Annotated in this window: 13 protein-coding genes; 9 read left to right on the plus strand and 4 right to left on the minus strand. The window is 44.6% G+C overall.

Features of this window, described 5'->3' with window-relative positions; genetic code table 11:
- The first annotated feature begins 100 nt into the window (after positions 1–100).
- The 4 genes from NSQ50_RS12155 (at position 101) to NSQ50_RS12170 (ending at position 5,850) form a co-directional block, all read left to right on the plus strand.
- On the plus strand, positions 101–1,987 hold the full coding sequence (locus NSQ50_RS12155; protein WP_036686132.1) for a glucose PTS transporter subunit IIA: 1,887 nt from the start codon (positions 101–103) through the stop codon (positions 1,985–1,987).
- Entirely contained in the window at positions 1,984–3,753 is a 1,770-nt protein-coding gene (gene ptsP / locus NSQ50_RS12160) for a phosphoenolpyruvate--protein phosphotransferase (RefSeq protein WP_036686134.1), read from the plus strand. Before NSQ50_RS12155 ends, ptsP begins: the two co-directional genes overlap by 4 nt.
- Before the next feature lie 179 nt (positions 3,754–3,932).
- Positions 3,933–4,463 carry a sigma-70 family RNA polymerase sigma factor gene (locus NSQ50_RS12165; RefSeq protein WP_094902125.1) on the plus strand — a complete coding sequence of 177 codons (531 nt, stop codon included), beginning with the start codon at positions 3,933–3,935 and terminating at the stop codon, positions 4,461–4,463.
- Positions 4,456–5,850, plus strand: a complete 1,395-nt coding sequence (locus NSQ50_RS12170; protein WP_076223885.1) for a DUF4179 domain-containing protein — start codon at positions 4,456–4,458, stop codon at positions 5,848–5,850. The genes NSQ50_RS12165 and NSQ50_RS12170 overlap by 8 nt, the downstream gene beginning before the upstream one ends.
- 93 nt (positions 5,851–5,943) lie before the next feature.
- Here the strand turns inward: NSQ50_RS12170 and NSQ50_RS12175 are convergent, their stop codons facing one another.
- Positions 5,944–6,468: a type 1 glutamine amidotransferase domain-containing protein gene (locus tag NSQ50_RS12175; RefSeq protein ID WP_036686137.1), complete on the minus strand. Its 525-nt coding sequence runs from the start codon at positions 6,466–6,468 to the stop codon at positions 5,944–5,946.
- 209 nt (positions 6,469–6,677) lie between these two features.
- Between NSQ50_RS12175 and NSQ50_RS12180 the strand changes: the two genes are divergently transcribed.
- From NSQ50_RS12180 to NSQ50_RS12190, 3 genes are all read left to right on the plus strand, one after another.
- Positions 6,678–7,142, plus strand: coding sequence for a hypothetical protein (locus NSQ50_RS12180; RefSeq protein ID WP_036686138.1), 465 nt, complete (start codon positions 6,678–6,680; stop codon positions 7,140–7,142).
- 252 nt (positions 7,143–7,394) lie between these two features.
- Positions 7,395–8,405: a catabolite control protein A gene (gene ccpA, locus NSQ50_RS12185; protein ID WP_036686140.1), complete on the plus strand. Its 1,011-nt coding sequence runs from the start codon at positions 7,395–7,397 to the stop codon at positions 8,403–8,405.
- Between the two features lie 92 nt (positions 8,406–8,497).
- Positions 8,498–9,193 (plus strand): 5'-methylthioadenosine/adenosylhomocysteine nucleosidase, encoded by a 696-nt coding sequence (locus NSQ50_RS12190; protein ID WP_036686141.1) that lies wholly within the window; start codon positions 8,498–8,500, stop codon positions 9,191–9,193.
- Between the two features lie 3 nt (positions 9,194–9,196).
- On the opposite strand, the gene NSQ50_RS12195 is transcribed toward NSQ50_RS12190, so the two are convergent.
- The gene (locus tag NSQ50_RS12195; protein ID WP_076223883.1) at positions 9,197–9,829 is read right to left on the minus strand and encodes a GNAT family N-acetyltransferase; all 633 of its coding nucleotides are present in this window, start codon (positions 9,827–9,829) and stop codon (positions 9,197–9,199) included.
- A 159-nt stretch (positions 9,830–9,988) separates the two neighbouring features.
- Here NSQ50_RS12195 and acsA point away from each other — a divergent pair, with 159 nt between their 5' ends.
- Positions 9,989–11,713, plus strand: coding sequence for an acetate--CoA ligase (acsA, locus tag NSQ50_RS12200; protein WP_036686145.1), 1,725 nt, complete (start codon positions 9,989–9,991; stop codon positions 11,711–11,713).
- Positions 11,714–11,796: 83 nt separating this feature from the next.
- On the opposite strand, the gene NSQ50_RS12205 is transcribed toward acsA, so the two are convergent.
- Positions 11,797–14,709, minus strand: a complete 2,913-nt coding sequence (locus NSQ50_RS12205; RefSeq protein ID WP_051491442.1) for a transglycosylase domain-containing protein — start codon at positions 14,707–14,709, stop codon at positions 11,797–11,799.
- Positions 14,710–14,953: 244 nt separating this feature from the next.
- Positions 14,954–15,553, minus strand: a complete 600-nt coding sequence (gene rpsD, locus NSQ50_RS12210; protein ID WP_036686147.1) for a 30S ribosomal protein S4 — start codon at positions 15,551–15,553, stop codon at positions 14,954–14,956.
- Positions 15,554–15,953: 400 nt separating this feature from the next.
- Between rpsD and NSQ50_RS12215 the strand changes: the two genes are divergently transcribed.
- On the plus strand, positions 15,954–17,957 hold the full coding sequence (locus tag NSQ50_RS12215) for a sensor domain-containing diguanylate cyclase (RefSeq protein ID WP_076099563.1): 2,004 nt from the start codon (positions 15,954–15,956) through the stop codon (positions 17,955–17,957).
- Positions 17,958–18,332: the final 375 nt, after the last annotated feature.

Genomic DNA, 18,332 nt, shown 5'->3' on the forward strand with positions numbered 1-18,332 from the left:
ATTTGTTTTAAAAATGTAACGTGAAGATCTCATGAGTTTCTTTTGACAAAAATCCCCGCAGCGCTTACCATTCAATATAGAAAGAAAGGAGAGGGTAGCCTTGAATTGGCTCGGATCATTGCAGCAATTGGGCAGAGCCATAATGCTTCCTACCATGGTACTGCCGGCGGCAGCCATTTTGCTGAGTTTGGGCAGCTTACCTTGGTCTGCATGGGGACTTTCTTCGGTGTCTGAAGTGGCTACTTACGCGGGGCAGGCAATATTTTATTATATGCCTTATTTGTTCGCTGTAGGTGTAGCATGGGGTTTATCCAATCAAGCCGGAACGGCGGGGCTTGCAGCGCTGGCTGGGATGTTCACTTACGACCGAATTGTCACCCAAATGGGAGACGGGCTTGTACAACCTGCAACACTAATCGGAATTTTGCTGGGGATCGTTGCCGGTGTCGCGCAAAACCGGTTTAAAAATATTAAGCTTCCAGAGGCGATCCAGTTTTTTGGAGGGTCGCGTTTTGTTTTGCTGTTCATGGGCTTATTTTCTGCCGGGTTCGCGTGGGTAATGTTAGGAATATCTCCGCTGCTGCAGATTGGGCTGGATAATCTTTTTCAGGGAATATTGCAGACGGGCGGGTTTGGTGTTTTTATCTATGGGGTCCTATATAGGGTTCTGACCGCTTTTGGACTACATCATATTCTTAATAATGTGTTTTGGTTTCAATTTGGGAATTTTACGACTCCTGATGGCAGTGCTGTGGTTCAGGGGGATTTGCCGCGTTTTTTTGCAGGCGATCCTACGGCGGGGATTTTTATGGCGGGGTTGTTTCCGATTATGATGTTTGCGCTGCCTGCCATTGCTTTTGCAATTATTCAGGAAGCGCGCGAGGATTTGAAGCCCAAGATTAAAAAGACTTTTGTACGGGCGGCGTTGGTTTGTTTTCTGACCGGGGTTTCGGAGCAGATCGAATTTGCATTTTTATTTGCTTCTCCGTATTTGTTCGCGGTACATACTGTAATGTCCGGTCTCGCAATGGTACTGACCTACATGCTGGGAATCCATCACGGGTTCTCCTATTCGGCTGGAGCCATCGATTTCTTCTTGAACATGCATTTATCACAGAGGGCTTGGCTGCTGATTCCGATTGGTATCGGCTATGGGATTGTATACTATAATTTATTTCGCTGGGCGATTCGCCGTTTTCAGATCCCGACACCGGGGCGTGAAGAAGGTTCAGAGCTTGGGGATTGGGCCGGCAATATCCCTTATCAGGCACCGCTAATCTTAGAGGCGCTTGGGGGCAAGGAGAATATTGTACAAGTGCAGTCCTGTATCACCCGTCTGCGGCTTACGGTTCATAATGACCGATATATAGATACTGGAGCGCTTAAAGGTTTGGGTTCCGCAGGGATTATCAAGCTGGGCGGCGGAAATGTCCAGGTAGTATTTGGCACGTATTCTGAACTGATCCGCGAGGAGATTAACAAGCTTATGCTTCGTGATTTGCCGCAGGTGCTGTTCAGTTCGCCAATGCAGGGCAGAATGATGCCCATCGAGGAAGTGCCTGATCACATTTTTGCAGCTAAGCTAGTGGGCGATGGGGTTGCATTTTTGCCGGAAAAAGGGGAACTTACTTCACCCGTATTCGGGAAAGTTATGCACGTCTATCCTACAATGCATGCCGTGGGTATTTCGACGCCGGAAGGGCTGGAAGTACTCATGCATATAGGGATCGACACTTCACAGCTCAAGGGACCTTTCGAGGCGGTTGTAAAAGAAGGCGACAGCGTGGAGCCAGGTCAATTGCTTGTTAAATTCGACCTCGCTTATTTGCGTGAACATGCGGCCTCATTGGCTACACCGATGGTGATCACGAATCCTGATCGGGTCAAATCATGGAGCTATGCTCCATTTAAAAATGTTAAAAAGGGGCAATCATCAGTAATGTCCGTAGTCTTACACGAAAGTAACGTTGGAGGGATTGAAGGATGATACAAGGCATAGGCGCAGCAGCAGGTGTAGCTATCGGGAAGGCCTTTGTCTTGCCGAACTGGGAATGGAGCTTACCGGATACACAAGTGAACCCAGTGGATCTAGCTAAGGAGTTTGAGCGTTTATACGAAGGTATCCGTACCTCTAAGGACGAGATTGAATTCATCAAAAAAGAGTTCAGAGAAGTGGTAGGTCCGGAGGAATCGAGTATTTTTGATGCTCATCTGGCGATCTTAGATGATCCTGTGTTCATGAGTGAAATCCGCGGGATCATTGAACGCCAGTACAAAGCGGCAGAAGTAGCTGTGAAAGAAGCGATTGATCATTTTGTAGCGATGTTTGATCTGCTAGACGATGAGTACATGAAGGAGCGGGCGGTTGATATCAAGGATGTCGGAAACCGTCTTTTAAAACATCTTTTAGGCGCTCCAGAGGTTACGTTACCATCGGATACACAGCCATATATTCTTGTTGCGAAGGAGTTGTCTCCTTCCCAGCTAGCTCACTTGAATCCAACTTATGTTCTAGGTATTGTCACCATGATGGGCGGTAAAACCTCACATTCCTCCATTATGGCTCGTGCGCTAGGCATTCCGCTTGTAGCGGGCTTGGAGAATAATCTGTCTAATCCTATTCAGACCGGGGACATGCTTGTGATCGACGGCGATACCGGATCTGTACAAATCCACCCAGATGAACTTACGATAAATGAATATGTAGCGATTCGGGATAAACAGCATAAAAAGAAAGAGCAGCTGGAACTGCTCGCCACCGTGGAGGCTGTCACCAAGGATGGTGTGAACCTGCGACTTGCCGGCAATATCAGTTCAGTTAAAGAACTCAACATAGCACTTAAGTATGGTGCTGAAGGTGTAGGCCTGTTCCGTACCGAGTTTCTTTATATGGATCGCAGATCTTTTCCAACTGAGGATGAACAATTTGAAGTGTATAAACAGGTTGTCGAGAAGGTGGGCAACAACACTGTAGTGATTCGTACGCTGGATATTGGCGGGGACAAGCAGTTGGATTATATCCAGCTGCCTGAAGAACAGAATCCTTTCCTTGGTTATCGGGCGATTCGCATCAGCTTGGATCGATTGGATATGTTCAAAACCCAGCTAAGTGCCATTTTGCGGGCAAGTGCATACGGGAATGTAAAGTTAATGTTTCCGATGATTTCTTCCGTAGAGGAAGTGCAGGCGGCAAAAGCTGTTTTAGAAGAAGTGAAAGCTGAGCTGGAGCAACGAGATATCCCTTTTAACCGGAATCTTCCCGTGGGTATTATGATTGAAGTTCCGGCGGCGGTTATGATTGCGGATTTATTGGCTGAGGAAGTTGACTTTTTCAGTATCGGCACTAATGATTTGGTTCAATATGTGTTAGCGGTAGACCGTATGAATGAACAAATTGCTCATATGTATCATCCGTACCATCCAGCGGTTCTGCGAATGATCCGTATGACGGTAGAAGCGGCACGTAATGCCAAGATTGATATCAGTGTATGTGGTGAAATGGCGGCGGATGAGCGTTCTTTGCCTCTTTGGCTGGAGCTGGGAATTAGAGATCTCAGCATGTCGCCGCAGGCGCTGCTGAAGGTTAAACACCGCACACTGAACACATTGGCCAAGGATGCCAAAAGAATTGCCAAAGCGTGTTTCCATCATCGTACAAGCTCAGAGACGGAAGAAATGTTAACTGCGTTTGCGCAAAAAAGTGGCCTTACGCTTGGATCAAGCGGAGAACTACAGGAGAAAGCCTCATCCTAAAGTTACTGTAACTTTTATTCAATTCATATCAAGGTTCGGCATTCTTGCCGAGCCTTTTTCTATATTTATGACATACTTTTAAAAAAACAAAACCGTTTACCCTGCAGCGCAGTCAATACATAGAGAGAGTTACACAGAACCGATTTAGGAATAAAGGCAAGGGGGGAGGCAGGCCGAAAATGGATCACATTATAAATGATGAAATGGAAATGGCCGCTACGGACGAAGAGCTGTTTTATGAGCAAGTGGCTGGACAGAAAAGAAAACTTTATAGCATTGCCTACAGCTATTTGCGAAATGAAGCGGATTCGCTGGAGGTTTTGCAGGAGGCAACCTGCCGCGCATGGATTAAACGAAAGAGCTTAAAAGACGCGGAGCGGTTCGCTCCTTGGTTAACACGTATTTTGATTAATTGCTGTAATGATGAGCTGAAGCGCCGAAAGAGGAACACAGTCGCAGAAGCTGCTCGAAGTGATGAGGGAATCATGGAGATGAAAAGTGACCGCAGACTGGACATGGAACAAGCGCTGGATGGAGTGAAACCCAAATATCGCCAAGTGCTGGTGCTCAAATATTACAAGGATATGACCCTTGCCGAAATTGCAGAGGTGCTGGATAAACCAGAGGGCACAGTGAAGACATGGCTGAATAAAGGATTAAAACAATTGCGTGACAAAATGAAGCGGAAGGGGGAGCTATTTTATGGCTGAGTCTGAAGAAAAGCTGCTTAAGGATTATTTTCAGAAAATCGATGCGGAGGCAGAAGAAATTTTGGATGTAAAACTGGACACTGCGATCCGCAGGGGGATGCAGCAAGGGAACCGTACACGTTTGTCTTTTAGTAAAAGGTACGCTGTTGTTGTATTGGTGGTCTTGGCATTCGCCTTACTTATAATTGTGCCTTGGGCAAATCAGATGATAAATCCCGTACGTGCACAATTACCTCCAAAAAGCTGGGGCCAGCTTGAATTGTTTAGACCCGTTATTGCTAATAATCTGACGATTAAATCAGCACTTGATGCAGGGATGATGAAGGAGGTAAGTATCTCTTCTTCTGAGGTGGATGGGATAACATGGACTGTTAACGGAATCATTGCAGATCGAAGAGGCATTGCAGTGCTTTATACAATCCAGAATAATACGGATCAGAAGATGCGTCTTTTTGGCTTGTCTTTGAAAAAGACTCCAGAGGATAAATACCACCTTAGTGGATACAGCGGGTTTAGCACTTCTAATGCACAAGAGGTTGGGTCCCCTGGGACGACTCGTATGTATGAGCAAATCGTCTGGGATAAATATCAGGATGAGATACCAGAGGAGTTGAATATCACATTATCGCTTTTTCCAGATGCTCTTAGTCAAGTTTTTAATAACAAGGATATAAAAGAAATGGGTGTCAAAATTCCACTGGAAGCCGATAACAATTATTTTCAAGGAGAACTTGTTGATTTGAAGGATAGTCTGTCTATCGGTGGACAGAAAATTATAATGGACCAGGTTTATATTGGACCTACGGGTATTTATATGCGGGAAACCTTTGGCAGAGAGAATACAATGAGGATTTTTAGTTTGCTATCACCTAAGCTTGTCCTCGGAAAAGGGGATCATCAAGAGGAACTAATGCGGGCAAGTGGATCGAATATTTACCACAATGACAATATGAGACCTAATGATCCAATCAAACTTGAAGTTGAAGGAATCTCTGCTCTAGATCAATCAGAGGTCGAGCTTGTGATTAACACGGAAACGCAGCAGATTTTAAAGGCACCGGATAACTCTCTCTCGATTTCCAAACGGACCGCGGACGAAGAGCAGGGGATTATAGTATTGGATTTATTGATTCCCAAAAAAGTTGAGGAGTTGCATGAAGCAACCGGTTTTGGTATAGACGATAATTTTGTGGATAGCGCTGGAAGCGGACATTGGCTTGTACATGATAATTACTCCGGATATAGAGAGTATAGAGAGGATGCAAAAGGAACTACAATAACTTATTTTCTTAACGTGGGTCAAGAAAAGCTGCCTCAACCTTTGACCTTTAGGTTTACAAATTATCCAAATATGATCATGGAGACGGATTCTATGCGGATCAGGTAATAATTTGGAATTTTAAACGCCTCAAATCAAAAGCCCTGCTCCTCAAATTGTGAGAAACAGGGCTTGTTTGATTTTAAACTATATACCTACTGTTTATTCCCCAGCAAGTGCATCGCAAAAGGCTTTGCCGTATGGAGGAAGATCTGGCGGGCGGCGAGCGGAGATGATATGTCCATCCGTAACTACAGCCTCATCCTTCCAGATGGCTCCGGCATTCTCCATGTCATCACGGATGCCCGGCGTGGAGGTGACGGTTACACCTTCCAGAATTTTAGCAGAAATTAATACCCAGCCTGCATGGCAGATCTGCCCAATTGGTTTTTTAGCCGCATTAAAATCCTGTACTAGCTTTAGAACGGCACTGTATCTACGAATTTTATCAGGAGCCCAGCCGCCTGGAACCAAAATCCCATCATAATCTGCGGCATTAAGCTCGTCCCAGGAGTATTCTGCTTTAGCAGGTACGCCATATTTACCGACGTACGTCTTATTTTTTTCCAGACCTGCCAAGTGAACCTCGGCACCTTCTTCTCTCACCCGGTACACGGGATACCAGAGCTCCAAATCTTCAAATTCATCGTCTACGAGTGCTATCACCTTTTTACCGGCTAGTCTCATTTAGTTAAGCTCCTTTCGATTCCCATGATTCTTTCATTATTCTATCAAATTTAAAATATGAAGTCATCTTTAGGGATGTAAATTATAGACAAATTGCCAATTTAATCATTATATGCAATAAAGGAGGGTTTTAATCGAGTAGAGTCGAATATAGAAGTTGAAAAAGTCAAACTTTGTGCTTTATTAATTTTGTGCAAGAGGTGTAGAAGATGTATAAAGATAATTTGATGGAGAAGTTGTGCAGTTGTGGTGGCCTCATGAACTTACATATGCATTCTTTGATTTTTAATACGAAGATGAAGATTACGCATGTTCCTGTCTATACCTGCCCAAAATGCGCTAGTTATGAACCTTTGCAGTTTATTAAAGCAGATCTAGGCAAATTAGTAAAAGAACTCAGTGGAGATGATCCGGGAAAAGATTTTTTGTTTACGGAGAGAAATGAATTGGCCAGTGTATTAAAAGAATCCTTGTCAGAAACTATAATAGGGGGAATATTAGAACTAGAGGCGATAATCCGAGAGAGGATTCAGACCCGAGTCGATATGCTTCTCGATATCTATCGTTTAGCTGAGAAGCTGTCAGACCAGCATTGGATGGAAGAAACTAGTCGAAGATTGTCTCAATTAACCTTCCAAATGACTGAAAATGAAGATTATAAAAAAATTGTGTGAAAATAATGAAAATTTTTCACGGAATGTTGGATTTTTCACTCACTTTTTGTTACGATAGATAGAAGTTACATTATTGATGCTCTTGGACAGGTTAACCAGCACTGGTCACAATTTTAATCCAGGGTGACGTTTTCAGCCTTGAAAGAAATTTTGAAAGGAAAATGAAGCGTTATCATTGCACAAATGTACAAAGTGTCGTATCATATTTTTAATTAGTCGAACGATAAAATTTATCGCAATGGAGAGAGTAATTTGACGGTAACCATTTACGATGTAGCTCGAGAAGCAGGCGTATCTATGGCTACGGTATCACGGGTTGTGAATAATAACCCTAACGTGAAACCGCAGACCCGGAAGAAAGTTTTTGAAGCGATTGAACGTTTGGGATATCGTCCCAATGCCGTGGCAAGAGGTCTTGCCAGTAAGAAAACGACAACCGTTGGGGTTGTCATCCCTGATATTTCAAACTCGATTTTTGCAGAAATTGCACGCGGGATTGAAGATATCGCGAACATGTATCATTACAATATCATATTGTGTAACGCGGATAAGCGTAAAGAGAAAGAAATTCGTGTCATTAATACCCTTTTGGAGAAACAGGTCGATGGTCTGCTCTTCATGGGGGGTACAGTAACTGACGAACATATTCAAGCTTTCCAGACTTCTGCAGTTCCGATTGTTCTATGTGCTACACGGGATGAGAAGGGAACTTATCCTTCCGTTGACATCGATCATGAAACCGCTGCTTTTGATGCTGTGAACACATTGATTCGTCACGGTCATCGTGAGATTGCTATGATCAGTGGCACACTGCAGGATCCTGCAAATGGATATGCACGTTTCCATGGTTACAAGAAAGCACTGGAACAGGCAGGAATCGAGTACCAAGAGGATTTGGTACGCATCGGTAACTACCGCTATGAATCTGGTGTAGAAGCAATGAAGTATTTCCTTGGACTCAAGAAGAAACCAACCGCTATTTTTGCGGCAACGGATGAAATGGCTATTGGCGCCATTCACAGTATTCAAGATGAAGGTCTGAAGGTACCGGATGATTTCTCCATTATTAGTGTGGATAACATTCGTATGGCTTCGATGGTTCGTCCTTTGCTGACAACCGTAGCTCAGCCTATGTACGATTTGGGCGCGGTTGCGATGAGACTTTTGACCAAGCTTATGAAGAAAGAAACCGTTGAGAATCCGCGGGTTATCCTGCCTCATGAAACGATTCTCCGCTTGTCGGTTAATCATCTGAATAAGTAATTTAAGAACTGAACAGTTATTCCGTAAAAAGCTCCTTATGGAGCTTTTTATGTTTTTATTTATTAAACAAATCATCAAAGGAGGCATTTGCTGTGAGTGAAATCATCGGATTAATCGGAGCGATGGATGAAGAAATTAAGCTGCTTCTAGAAGGCATGGAGGACAAGCGGACAAAAGTTAAAGCAGGTATACAATATTACATAGGAAATATATTAGGCAAATCCGTAGTGCTCTGTAAATCTGGGGTGGGTAAAGTAAATGCAGCAGTTACGACTCAGCTTCTAATTGATAATTTTGGCGTATCCCGTGTGCTGTTTACGGGGGTTGCTGGTGCTGTACATCCTGAATTGAATATTGGAGATATTGTTATATCGTCTACATGTGTACAACATGACATGGATGCTACGGGGCTTGGGTTCGCAAGAGGCGAAATTCCTTATCAGGAGACTTCCGTCTTCCAGGCAGACCCTGCGTTAGTACAGCTTGCTGAGAAGGCATGCAATGAGTTAGGTCAAAAGTACTTGATAGGCAAAGTGTTATCTGGTGATCAATTCATTTCTAATGCGGAGATGGTAGCTGAATTAAGAGAGCAAATGGATGGAGCTTGTGTGGAAATGGAAGGGGCGGCGGTTGCCCAAGTCTGTCATATGAACGCCACGCCCTTTGTCATCATTCGCTCGATGTCAGATAAGTCTGATGGATCAGCTGAGGTGAATTTCAGAGAATTTACAGTACAATCTTCACAACGCTCGCATTCCATATTAGAATTTATGCTGCAGCATATTTAATGCTCAATACATGAAACGTTGTCTAAAACGTACTCTGTCAAAGGTCTCCTGAGAGGACATGGGCACCTCTTGTCCAATGCGAACCATTAGGCAGTTAGCGGGATGTGAGCAGATTTCCGGATCATCCGTAGCATACCAAACCATATTAACGGTCTTCATCAGGCGTTCCATCATTTGGCGATAGGCCCACACGTCCAGCCCACTGCCTTTTAAATCCCAGTGCCAATAATACTCTGTTGTAAAAATAATACAATTCTCTAATTGCTCCCGTTCAAAAGCAGTAGAAATCAGCAGCCGGCCTAGTCCGGCCCCTCTATAATCATTACTCACCTCTATCGCTCCAAGCTCAATAAGATCCTCCATCCCACCCTGTGACCATAACTCCATTTCATCTGGATAATGGAAGGTCACATAGCCCACTATGACATCATTCTCTACCGCAGTAATCACACGGCCTTCTGGCAAGCTGGCGATCTCTACGAGCGCCTCTTGCTGCTCTAATGGCCTGCGAAAAGCATCTAGATCCTGATGCATATGCAGGGCTTCAAGGTCCTCAGGAGATCGGGGTCCGCTCACAGTTATCGTTCTACCCATATAGGAGAGAGTATGGGAAATAGGGATTTTGCGATGCTCCATGACAGTGCTCCTTTCAGATCAAAAAAATGGTATGTAAACGCTTGCTATGGTATACTAATTCAGACATAAAAAATTCACATTCACTGCATTGACATCATTATTTAAAACATGAGTCTTACCCTTAAAGCTTAAATCAAACGAGTGAGGGAGGCAAGAGTGATGGGTCAAGTCCATAGCGAAATTTTGCCGGGTCGTGTGCAGAGCTCCAATATGTCTGATTATGCGGAGGCAGTAGCCAATTTTGAGTGGGAGGATGTTGAACGTAATTTCTCATGGTATGAAACCGGCAAGGTTAATATGGCCTATGAAGCCGTTGATCGCCATGTTGATGAAGGGCGGGGAGCGGCAACGGCCCTACTCTACAGTGACACTGTACGGGAAGAATCCTATACATTTACCGATCTGCAGGAACGGTCGAATCGGTTCGGAAATGTATTGCGTAAATATGGCATCGGTAAAGGAGATAGGGTATTTATTTTTATGCCTCGCCAACCGGAACTGTATTTCAGTCTGCTAGGTATTCTCAAAATCGGAGCCATAGCAGGACCCTTGTTCGAAGCCTTCATGGAAACAGCAGTTAAGGATCGTTTGGAGGATAGTGGAGCCGTTGCGCTGGTAACTACGCCTGAATTGCTGCATCGGGTCAAGCGAGAAGAGCTTCCGGAGCTTCGTCATATTTTTCTAGTAGGTGGAGCAACAGATATTGAGCAAGGAAACTTAGGGTTCGCAGAAGAGATGGCTAACGTTTCTGCTGATCTTAATTTAGAATGGCTTGATTTGGATGACGGCCTTATTATGCATTATACATCTGGTTCTACAGGAAAGCCCAAAGGCGTTTATCATGTGCATAGAGCAATGATTCAACATTATTATACAGGCAGAGTAGTGCTAGATCTACGTCAAGACGATATATACTGGTGTACGGCAGATCCTGGCTGGGTGACCGGAACTTCATACGGCATATTTGCCCCTTGGTTAAACGGGGTGACCAATGTAGTTAGAGGTGGCCGCTTTAGTCCTCAGGATTGGTATAAGACAATCGAACGGAATAAGGTATCTGTATGGTACAGCGCACCTACAGCTTTTCGTATGTTGATGGGTGCAGGGGAGCACTCCTTACAGGGGATTGATTTAAGCAGCTTGCGCCATGTTCTATCGGTTGGTGAACCGTTAAATCCGGAAGTGGTGCGGTGGGGAGATAAATTTTACAATCAGCGTATACATGATACTTGGTGGATGACTGAAACAGGGGCACAATTGATTTGTAATTATCCGGCAATGGATATCAAACCAGGCTCAATGGGCCGTCCGTTACCGGGGATTGAAGCAGCGATTCTGGATGATCGGGGAAATGTTCTTCCACCGTTCTCTATGGGGAATCTTGCGATAAAAACTCCGTGGCCGTCCATGATGAAAACGATCTGGAACAATCAGACGAAGTATGAGGAATATTTCCGGATTCCTGGCTGGTACATTTCTGGCGATTCCGCTTATATGGATGACGAAGGATATTTCTGGTTTCAGGGGCGAATTGATGATGTTATCAACTCTTCTGGTGAGCGTATTGGGCCATTTGAAGTGGAGAGCAAATTAGTGGAACATCCGGCAGTGGCAGAAGCGGGTGTAATCGGCAAACCGGATCTTGTGCGGGGTGAGATTATTAAGGCTTTTATCTCGCTTAGAGAAGGTTATACTCCAACTGCTGCTCTGAAAGAGGAGATCGCCGCTTTTGTCAAAGCGGGCCTGTCTGCACATGCTGCGCCGCGAGAAATCGAGTTTAAGGATAAACTACCGAAGACACGATCAGGTAAAATCATGCGGCGTGTACTGAAGGCATGGGAGCTGCATCTTCCGACAGGAGATCTATCCACGATTGAGGATTAGAATGAATTGTAAAAAAACACCGTTCCCGGATGAATCCATGGGAACGGTGTTTTGCTGTGTAAAGTTATTTATTAATCTTTGGGCTAACGTGTCCCTGCATTATTACCTGCTGTGGGATTATTACTGCCCCCAGTACTGTTACCTCCACCGGCTGGTGTTTCCGTCGGTAGCGGGAGAATGTTACCTGGATCCTCAATAATGTCTCCTGGTGTCGTCTCAGGCTCTGTAGGCGGCTCTGTGCCAGGTTGTTGATCAGGTGTAGGAGTTGCTTCTGGTGTTGGTGTAATCCCTCCAGCAACGCTGCCAGAAGCCGTCTCATTACCTGCAACATCCACGGCGGTTACATAGAAGGTTGCATTAGCACTTGCCGGTGTACCCGGCGTGAATACCTTGTTCTCATCTGCCATGAGTATAGATTGCTTTTGGAAAGAACCTCCATTTAATGAACGATATAAGCGGTATCCCACAACATCTGCCGAGCTGCTAGCGGAGAAGCTGATGACCGCTTTACCAGTGCTATAAGAGACGTTAACATTTCCAGGAGCAGCAGGGGAAGCCCCGTCGTCCACTCGTGGATCAACTTCTGTTGGGAAATCCGTCTTGGCATCGGCTGGCATATAATACTCCAGTGATTTATGATCCTTCATCTTAGGGAAGGCAGCCAGGAGTTCTTTGACGAGTTCCTGTATCGGCTTCTCACGTTTAACGACGATTTTTTCCTTTAGGAACTCCTCTGGAGTACCTTCCAACGGGATATAATTGACGCCTTTGTAAGTAATATACTTGGCTTTGGAAATCCCGTCGTCGCTCTCTTTTGGCACATATTTTGTATTAAATATATCCGTTGTGAATTTATCAGTCAGAGATGTTGGCAGTTTGCCGCTATATGCTGAAACTGTCTTTTTGATAATTCCTTCAGGCTGTGCAAATTTGTCTGTGACGAATAGTTCCGGCTGCTTATCAATGACAGCATTCAATACTTTTGCCCATAATGTTTGGGCTTGACGTTTTTGTGTATCTCCCGTAAGGGTGTTGATTTGCTCTTTGTAACCGACCCACATTCCCAATGTGACATCAGGAGTGTAGCCCATAAACCATACGTCCCCATAATTCTGGGTAGATCCAGTCTTACCGACAATCGGAATTTCTTTAGAGTGTTTGTATGCTCTTTTTACGGTGCTGGCTGTACCCTCTGTAATTACAGTTCGCAGCATATCTGTCATTAGGTAAGCTGTTTGCTTAGAGAATACTTGCTCAGGATTAACCTTGTGCTGATAGATAATTTTGCCCTCTGAATTGACGATTTTCTCAATCATGTAGGCATCATTAAAGGCTCCCTGGTTGCCGATAGCGGAATAGGCATTGGTTAACTCTTCTACGGATACACCGTATTTGAGACCGCCTATAACCCCAGTCTGCGCGCTGTAATCATCATCTGTGAGGGTGGTGATCCCCAGCTTTTTAGTAAAGGCCCAAGATTTCTCTATTCCGACCTTTTCATTAAACAGCTTAAGCGCAGGCAAGTTGAGCGATTTGTTAAGTGCGTAACGGGCAGTGACCAGACCTTGATAGCGGTTATTGGCATTCTTGGGAATATGGAATCCTTTTCCGCCGTCTTTTAGAATAATTGGCGCGTCATCCACAATCCCGGCAGGCTGAATCAGCCCTGCATCTAAGGCTGGTAAATAAGCTGAAATTGGCTTCATAGTTGATCCGGGCTGACGGATCATTTGGGTAGCATAATTCATCTGCTCAATATTGAAGTCGCGGCCCTCAATCATGCCGAGAATGGCTCCCGTTTTGTTATCAATTAACATGCCAGCCGTCTGTTCCATACCTTTGGTTTTGCTGTCTTTAGTAAAATTATTGCTGTCTTCAGAGACACTATGCATTGCATTGTAAACTTTTTTATCAATAGTTGTGTAGACTCGATAACCGCCGGTCATGAGCTGCTGTCTTGCTTCTTCAAGTAACACGGCATTGTCAGTAGTGCTATTGGCATCCGTTGTGCCATTTTTCTCTTCATTCAATGATAGAAGGATCTCGGATGCTTTACGCTCAGTCTCCATCATCAGGTATGGATATGTAGCATAGGCTTTTTTGGTATGTGGCGCCAGAGAACTCTTGATATCAAATTTAAGGGCTTCATCATATTGAGAGGTAGTGATCTTATTCTCCTCAAGCATACGACGAAGTACAAGATGTTGGCGGTCCATAGCTCTGTTGAAAGCTTTTTCGTTGAATTCACCTATGCCATTAAATGCAGAATAAGCAGAAGGGAGCTGCGGAAGACCAGCCAAATACGCTGCTTGAGCGACATTCAATTTGTCCAGATCGTCTAGACCGAATATCCCCTTGGCTGCTGCTTTAATCCCGAAAACATTGTAGCCATTCGAACCATTGCCGAAAGGAACCTTATTTAGATAAGCCGTTAATATTTCTTGCTTGGTCAAGAAGCGTTCCAATCTAAGAGAAAGTAGAATTTCTTTTACTTTACGATCTTCTGTCCGATCCAGATTCAGGAATACACGTCTTGCGAGCTGCTGGGTGAGTGTACTGCCTCCGGTCTGAACGGATTCGTTGAGAAGCTTTTGTTTGACGGCACGCAAGGTGCCTTTGAAATCCACGCCATTATGCTCATTAAAATTATTGTCCTCTATTGCGAGAACTGCATCGATAATAAGCTGGGGGATATCGTTGAATTCAATGAGCCTTCGGTCTTCTTCTGTCCGAAGCTGGCCGATCGGTGCGCCGTCTCGGAAATAAGCGAATCCGGTGATCGCATTTTGACTGACCTGCTGCTGAATCATTTCTTCGGAGCGAACAGGTTCATCCTTCACAATGGAAGCGACATAGCCTGCTACAGCACCACCGGCAAATAGAACGCCTATTATTCCAAGAATAAACATCCACTTAACTACAGAACCGAACCTGCTTAGGGCGGATCTGCGGGGTGAAGGCTTCTTAGCGTTTTTTTTCTTGTTCTCTTGAGCCATCGACGATAATTCCTCCTTTTAACGGAATTATTATAGCATAAATTGGCGTTTTTGAATGCGCTTCTACCTGATTCTCATGGTCTTAAGATTCGACTTTTGTGCAAAAATTATAAATAAAGTAATTTTGGGTATGATTTGCGAAAGCGTAATAGGCAACAAACGGCTTGGAATTTAGAATATAGACATAACAAAAAGCCCCCGGATTAATCCGGAGGCTTCGGTCATACCCGCTAAAAGCGAGATATTAACGGTTGTAGAACTCGACGATTTGTTTCTCATCGATATCCTGGGAAAGCTCGGAACGTTCTGGCAAACGGATATATTTACCTTCGAAAGATCCTTCAGCATATTCCAGGTAAGCTGGAAGGTGGTTACGGTTAGCAAGAGCTTCTTTGATGGAAGCCATGCCTTGGCTCTTCTCGCGAAGACCGATAACGTCGCCCAAGCTTACACGGTAAGAAGCGATGTCGACTTTTTTGCCGTTTACAGTTACGTGTCCGTGGGAGACCAACTGACGTGCTCCAGCACGGGAGTTAGCAAATCCAAGACGGTAAACTAGGTTGTCCAAGCGGCTTTCAAGCAAGAACATGAAGTTTTCGCCCGCAAGACCTGGAAGTTTTTGTGCTTTAGCGAAGAGAGTACGGAATTGTTTCTCTCCTAAGCCGTACATGTGACGCAGTTTTTGTTTTTCCAAAAGCTGCATTCCGTAGTTACTTACTTTTCTGCGTTGGTTAGCGCCGTGTTGTCCTGGTGGGAAAGGGCGTTTCAGGTCTTTGCCTGTACCGCTAAGGGAAATGCCCAGACGGCGGCTGAGTTTGAATTTAGGTCCGGTGTAACGTGCCATGTTATAGTAGACTCCTTTATATTTGAAATTTCAGGTTAGGGCTCTATTTGCGCCGCATTTCGTATCCGTGATTAGCATTATTGGCTTCCACACTACCAGGGAAGTTCAGCCGCTGCCCTGGCAGTAACGAAATGCGTGAGGGTGACACAACGTTACGCCCAAGTAAGACTTGTTACAGTCTTGTTCAACAATAAATATTATATGAAAGTAGTATATAAAGTCAAGCGTATATTAAAAGAGTTTTTGTCATTCTTTGTCGTTAGTTCTTTGGTCCTAAAAAAAATCCCGGAAATAAGGAAAATATAATGCAATACACAAAGAAAGGGAGTAAAATATAGTTAATTAGATGTTAATTGGGAAGGTTTTTTTTCTTAATTGAGAAGCAAAGGGGATCTTCGTTATGTCAGAACAGAAAGCATACGCTTATAAAGACAGTCGTATGCTGATACAGGACAAATTGCACGCTAGTAGAGATTCCGAAGATCCCACCGCCTGGCTTAGGGAAACGGAAATAGTGTCCCATGACTTCCCATATTTGGCCAATCTGATTGCAGACAGCTTCGAGGAATGGATCGATGGGCTAGAGGCACTACCGTTCGCTAAATCATGGGATTGGTGTGTACTGAATTTTGAAGGCAGATATTTTGCTAATATTGCCGATCAGCAAGAACGATGGAGGCACCAATGGGAGCAGGCGGCGGCAGCTAGTTTACTTTCCGGCACAACCTCATCTGTTCAACTGACGGTGCAAGGTCAGGATATGAGCTTTTTTACTATACCGCTCATCACTCGCGTTGACAAAGAAATTTTTGCTTTCCTGGGCTGTGCTATGCCGACACAACAATATTTAATGGGTGGACGAGATACTGCTGAGGCTATATCGTTGCAGTACCGGACCATTTTCTATCATAAGTTTGAACATATTTTTGTAACTGATCTTGCGAGTGTTCATCTACATGCTGAACGTGAGAGCAATCGCCGCTCCTTGTTATTTCAGATCGTTCAGCGGATGCATGACAATATTGATGTGAACGCCGTGCTTACGGAGGTTATAGATAGCATTTCTGCAATGTACCCTGGTGCCAGGCTTGAGCTGTTTATGTCGCAAGATCACCGCAGCACTCATCCGCAGGTCAAACCTTTACCGTTTCAGATGTCCAGTGATGATGTCTGCGCTAGAGCATTTAAAGACGGCCGTGTTGCTCTGAACACCAATACTGAAGATCAACACATTGTAGAAATTGGTCTTCCGCTAGGTGGCAAGCAGGGGGTTTATGGGGTATTCCACATGGTGATGGATAACTCAATCTTTATGGATGTAGATTTACGGTTTCTCTCGATGGTGGCAGATACCGCCGGTACTGCTTTTGAGAATGCCAAGCTGTATGAACGCTCCAATCAGCTCATTCGTGAGCTGCGTATGAGTAACGAACTTACACAGCGTCTGAATCAAAGCTTGCGCTTAGGAGATATTTTCCAATTTGCGTTTGAAGAGCTGCTTGAGATGTTTGGTGCAGACTACTGCTGTATTTTACATATGAACGAAGAAAAGGGCGGGCTAGAGGTTATAGCTTGCAATCATTCCTCCTTGCAAAATGAGATTTTAGAAGTAGGACAAGGTTTAGGCGGGAAGGTCTATACTACTGGGGAATCATTAATCATGTCTAACTACATAGATAATCCTAATACTACTTCTCGTTTAATGAATGCTACCGGGTCGCAGTCGCTGATTGCCACACCTTTAAGTGTAGGTGGTGAAGTGCGTGGTGCCATCATGTTGGCGCATCGCGATGCCCATTATTTCTCTTATGACAATTACAGATTGCTTCAGGCGATGGCGGGGCATATTGGACTTGCTGTAGGGAACGCAAGGCTGCATGCCGAAGTTAGACGTCTAGCGAACAGAGATAGCCTAACTGGACTTTATGCTCGTCATTATCTGGACGAAGAAATAAAGGAACGGCAGTCTACAGATTTTTGCGGTTGCTTAATCGTTGTGGATATCGATCAGTTCAAGATGGTGAATGATACCTATGGTCATCAAAAGGGTGACAAGATTTTAAAAGAGGTCAGTGAAATTGTGAAGTCCTCCATCCGTCAAGGTGATATTGCTGCGAGGTGGGGCGGAGAAGAACTGTCGGTCTATTTACCATTAATGGGAGTAGAACAGGCAGTAAATGTGGCTGAGCGTATTCGCAAGCGGGTGATGAACGAAACCGAACCTAATGTAACAGTGTCCTGCGGTATAGCAGAATGGAGCTGGATGGACGAACGTGTAAGCGTGGAATCCCTGTTCTATCGAGCGGATATGGCACTGTATAAAGCTAAGAACAATGGGCGTAACCAGGTGATCGTTGACACTAAAGAGAATGGCAGTGGTGTGAAGGGATTGCCTCATAAGTAAAAAAAGATAGCAGAGCAGCGGTTCTCCCCTTATTGGAGAGTCGCTGCTTTTTGTTTTGGCAGATGGCTGGCTGCTTCGACTGTGTATCTATCATCCTGCTGCGATGCATCGGACTCAGATGACGTTATTTGCGTGATTTTAGCTTTTTAAGCATGTTTTCGGACTCCGGAGACGCTATTCCTTAATAAGAGGGGCATATCGGGCGCATTTCGGATCAATAGCTGCAATGGAGTCCGTTGGCATACGAAATATCGCAAAATACTGTAATTAAGGTCAGCTGTGTCCGAAAGCGACAACGGTGCGGCGACTGGCAGCGGTAACTTCGTGAGTCTGAAGGTGGTATGTACTGACATTCGAAAGCAAGCGACGAACGCG

It is taken from the genome of Paenibacillus sp. FSL R10-2788 (genome assembly GCF_038003885.1).
Lineage (GTDB): Bacteria > Bacillota > Bacilli > Paenibacillales > Paenibacillaceae > Paenibacillus_AQ > Paenibacillus_AQ odorifer.

Coding starts and splice junctions, on each gene's coding strand:
- ptsP (WP_036686134.1), top strand. CDS start 1,984: ATGATACAAGGCATAGGCGCAGCAGCAGGTGTAGCTATCGGGAAGGCC.
- NSQ50_RS12165 (WP_094902125.1), top strand. CDS start 3,933: ATGGATCACATTATAAATGATGAAATGGAAATGGCCGCTACGGACGAA.
- NSQ50_RS12170 (WP_076223885.1), top strand. CDS start 4,456: ATGGCTGAGTCTGAAGAAAAGCTGCTTAAGGATTATTTTCAGAAAATC.
- NSQ50_RS12175 (WP_036686137.1), bottom strand. CDS start 6,468: ATGAGACTAGCCGGTAAAAAGGTGATAGCACTCGTAGACGATGAATTT.
- NSQ50_RS12180 (WP_036686138.1), top strand. CDS start 6,678: ATGTATAAAGATAATTTGATGGAGAAGTTGTGCAGTTGTGGTGGCCTC.
- NSQ50_RS12195 (WP_076223883.1), bottom strand. CDS start 9,829: ATGGAGCATCGCAAAATCCCTATTTCCCATACTCTCTCCTATATGGGT.
- acsA (WP_036686145.1), top strand. CDS start 9,989: ATGGGTCAAGTCCATAGCGAAATTTTGCCGGGTCGTGTGCAGAGCTCC.
- NSQ50_RS12205 (WP_051491442.1), bottom strand. CDS start 14,709: ATGGCTCAAGAGAACAAGAAAAAAAACGCTAAGAAGCCTTCACCCCGC.
- rpsD (WP_036686147.1), bottom strand. CDS start 15,553: ATGGCACGTTACACCGGACCTAAATTCAAACTCAGCCGCCGTCTGGGC.
- NSQ50_RS12215 (WP_076099563.1), top strand. CDS start 15,954: ATGTCAGAACAGAAAGCATACGCTTATAAAGACAGTCGTATGCTGATA.